Origin of the sequence: Thauera phenylacetica B4P, from assembly GCF_000310225.1 — a bacterium.
Lineage (GTDB): Bacteria > Pseudomonadota > Gammaproteobacteria > Burkholderiales > Rhodocyclaceae > Thauera > Thauera phenylacetica.
The window spans coordinates 1-3,292 of the sequence record NZ_AMXF01000331.1; the positions used below are offsets into that span (position 1 = coordinate 1).

Consider the following 3,292-nt stretch of genomic DNA (forward strand, 5'->3'; position numbering starts at 1 on the left):
CCTGCGCCGAGCTGCCCGCCGGCCTCGCCGACGCGGTGTTCGCCGTGCCGGCGCTGCGCCAGCCGCCGCCTCCGCCGCCACGGCTCGGCGTCGGCCTGGAGGATGCGGAGGGCGGCGTCCGCATTGTCGAGCTCACTCCGGGCAGCCTCGCCGAGCGCACCGGGCTGCGCCGCGGCGACCTGATCACCGAGGCGGCGGGGGTGCCGGTGAAGCGCTCCGGGCAGCTGATCGGCCAGGTCCGTCGCCAGCCGGCGGGGACCTGGCTGCCGCTGCAGGTGATGCGCGAGGGCAAGGCGGTCGAGGTGGTGGTGCGCTTCGCGCGCGAGGCGCGCTGAGATGCTGCGCGCGCTGCTTGGAGGGCTGCTCCTCGCCAGCTGGCTCGCCTGGCTTCCCGCCGCCCTGGCCGCGGTCGCGCCCGCCACGCTGCGCCTGGTCGTCGAGCTCGATCCGGGACTTGGAGAGCTGCAGGTCGAGGCCGTGCTGCGTGTGCCCGAGGCAGGCTACCGCTTCGTGCTGCACGAGTCCCTGCAGCCGCAGGCGGCGAGCGCCGACGGGCGTGTGCTGCCGCTGCGTGCGGCCGGCAGCCGTGGTGCGCTGCGCGCCTGGCGGGTGGATGCGCCGGCCGGCGCCGAGTTGCGCCTGCGCTACGGCGGCAGGCTCCCCGCCCTCGAGCAGGCGCGCGACGACCGCGAGGTGTTGCAGGCGATGCCGCCGATGGCTTCGCCCGCGGGCAGCTTCCTGTCCAGCGGCAGCGGCTGGTATCCGCGCCCGGCCGAGCTCTTCGCCTACGAGGTGGACCTTGTAGTCCGCGGCGGCCAGCCGGCGCTGGTCGCCGGGCGTCTGGCGCACGAGCAGCGCCCCTCCGCGGCGGGCGAGCCGTATCGCGCGCGCTTCGTGTTCGAACACCCGACCGACGGCATCGACCTGATGGCCGGGCCCTGGCTGGTGCGCGAACGCCTCGCCACCCAGGCCGACGGCCGGGCGCTGCGCCTGCGCACCTACTTCCCCGCCGCGCTCGACGCCGAGGCCGGGCTGGCCGAGGCCTACCTCGCCGACAGCCAGCGCTACATCGAGCGCTACGCCGCGCAGATCGGCGCCTACCCCTTCACCGAGTTCTCGGTGGTGGCGAGCCCGCTGCCGACCGGCTTCGGCATGCCCACGCTGACCTACATCGGCGAGCAGGTGCTGCGCCTGCCCTTCATCCGCGCGAGCTCGCTCGGCCACGAGGTGCTGCACAACTGGTGGGGCAACGGCGTGCTGGTCGACTACGCGCGCGGCAACTGGTCGGAGGGCCTGACCACCTTCATGGCGGACTACGCCTACAAGGCTGAGGAGTCGGCCGCCGCCGCGCGCGAGATGCGCCTGGGCTGGCTGCGCGACTTCGCCGCGCTGCCGGCAGGCGCGCACGCGCCGCTCGCAGAGTTCCGCTCGCGCACCCACGGCGCTGCGGCCGCGGTGGGCTACGGCAAGGCGGCGATGGTCTTCGTGATGCTGCAGGACGAGATCGGCGAGGACGCCTTCGCGCGCGGCATCCGCCTGTTCTGGGAGCGTGAGCGCTTCCGCATCGCAGGCTGGGACGCGCTGCGCGCCGCGTTCGAGGAATCGGCGGGGCGCTCGCTGCAGGGCTTCTTCCAGCAGTGGCTGGAGCTGCCGGGCGGGCCGGCGCCGCGCATCGAGCGGGCGAGGGTGGCGGAGCAGGCGGGGCAGGAGACACGCCTGCTGGTGAGCCTGGCCCAGCCGGCACCCGCGCATGCCTTGCGGCTGCCGCTGCAGCTCATGGCGGGCGAGCGTTCCGAGACCCGGGTCGTCGAGTTTGCCGAAGGGCGTGCACAAGCAGAGCTGACGGTCGGCTTCGTGCCCGAGGGGGTGGCGCTCGATCCGGAGCTGCGCCTGTGGCGCCTGCCCGAGGCCGCGCAGCTGCCGCCCATCCTGCGCCAGTGGATCGTCGCCGCCGCGCCGCGGCTGGTGATCGCCGACACGCTGGTGGAGGCGGGCGCCGCGGGGACAGGCGGGGGAGGGAGGGCGTTCGCCGAGGCGGCCCAGGCGCTGGCCGAGCGCCTGTTCGAACGGGCTCCGGCGACGGGGGATCTTGCCGTGCTGACCACCGCGGGCGGGCCGGTGCTGCTCGTCGGCAGTGACGCTGCGGTGGCCGCGGTGCTCGCTCGTGCCGGCCTGCCGGTGCAGCCCCACGGCATGCCTGCGGGCGGAACGGCCAGGGTGTGGACCGTGCAACGCGAGGCCGGCCCGGCGCTCGCCGTGATCGCCGCGGCCGAGCCCGCCGCCCTGCGCGCGCTGCAGCGCCCCCTGCCGCATTACGGCAGCCAGAGCTGGCTGGTCTTTGATGGCCCGCGCGCGAGCGCCCGCGGCGTGTGGGAGGCGCCCGGGCGGGTGGTGGCGGTGGAGCCTTGAATGCGCACGGCGCCTTCATCCGATCATCGCCGCCCGTCCGGCCGCCGCGCCCGCCACGCTTCCTCGCGGTGCTAGACTGCCGCGCCCATCCGCAATCGAACGACAGGCCGCCCTGATGACTTCCCGCCCCCTCCTGCTCGCCGCCGCGCTCGTGGCGTTTTCGCTGCCCCTCTCCGCCGCTGCCGACGAGGCCGCGTTCGCATCCTGCCTCGCCAAGCTGCGCGGCGAGGCCGCGGCCAAGGGGGTGCGCGGCGACACCTTCGACACCCATGCGGCCGCGCTCGCTCCCGACATGGCGGTGATCGGCTTCCTTGACGCCCAGCCCGAGTTCGTCACCCCGATCTGGGACTACCTCGCCGCGCTGGTGGACGAGGAGCGCGTCGCCGACGGGCGCGCGATGCTGGCGCAGTGGCAGGAGGTGCTCGCCGAGGTCGAGCGCCGCTATGGCGTCGATGCCGAGACGGTGGTCGCGGTGTGGGGCGTGGAGAGCAACTACGGGCGCAACTTCGGCAGCCGGCCGCTGCTCACCTCGCTGTCCACGCTATCTTGCTTCGGACGCAGGCAGGCCTTCTTCCGCGGCGAGTTCTTCACCACGCTGAAGATCCTGCAGGAGGGTCACGTCGCCCCCGAGCGCCTGACCGGCTCGTGGGCGGGGGCTTTCGGCCACACCCAGTTCATGCCCTCGACCTTCATGCGCCTGGCGGTGGATTTCGACGGCGACGGCCGCCGCGACCTCATCGACAGCGTGCCCGACGCGCTCGCCTCGACCGCCAACTTCCTCAAGCGCGCCGGCTGGCGCAGCACGCTACCCTGGGGCTTCGAGGTGCGCCTGCCGCGCGGCATGGACACCTCCGACGCCGGCCGCCGCAACAAGCAGCCGATG

Annotated in this window: 3 protein-coding genes; all 3 read left to right on the forward strand. The window is 74.5% G+C overall.

Annotated elements, in window-relative coordinates:
• Positions 1 to 335 (forward strand): PDZ domain-containing protein (locus C667_RS21415; protein ID WP_004383660.1); only part of this gene is annotated, 335 nt, incomplete at its 5' end.
• Position 336: 1 nt separating this feature from the next.
• The gene (locus tag C667_RS21420; protein ID WP_004383661.1) at positions 337 to 2,409 is read left to right on the forward strand and encodes a M1 family metallopeptidase; all 2,073 of its coding nucleotides are present in this window, start codon (positions 337 to 339) and stop codon (positions 2,407 to 2,409) included.
• Between the two features lie 115 nt (positions 2,410 to 2,524).
• On the forward strand, positions 2,525 to 3,292 hold a 768-nt coding region (locus C667_RS21425), incomplete at its 3' end, for a lytic murein transglycosylase (protein ID WP_004383662.1).

Bases quoted from the DNA above. Each gene is read 5' to 3' on its own strand.
- C667_RS21420 (WP_004383661.1), top strand. From the start codon at position 337: ATGCTGCGCGCGCTGCTTGGAGGGCTGCTCCTCGCCAGCTGGCTCGCC.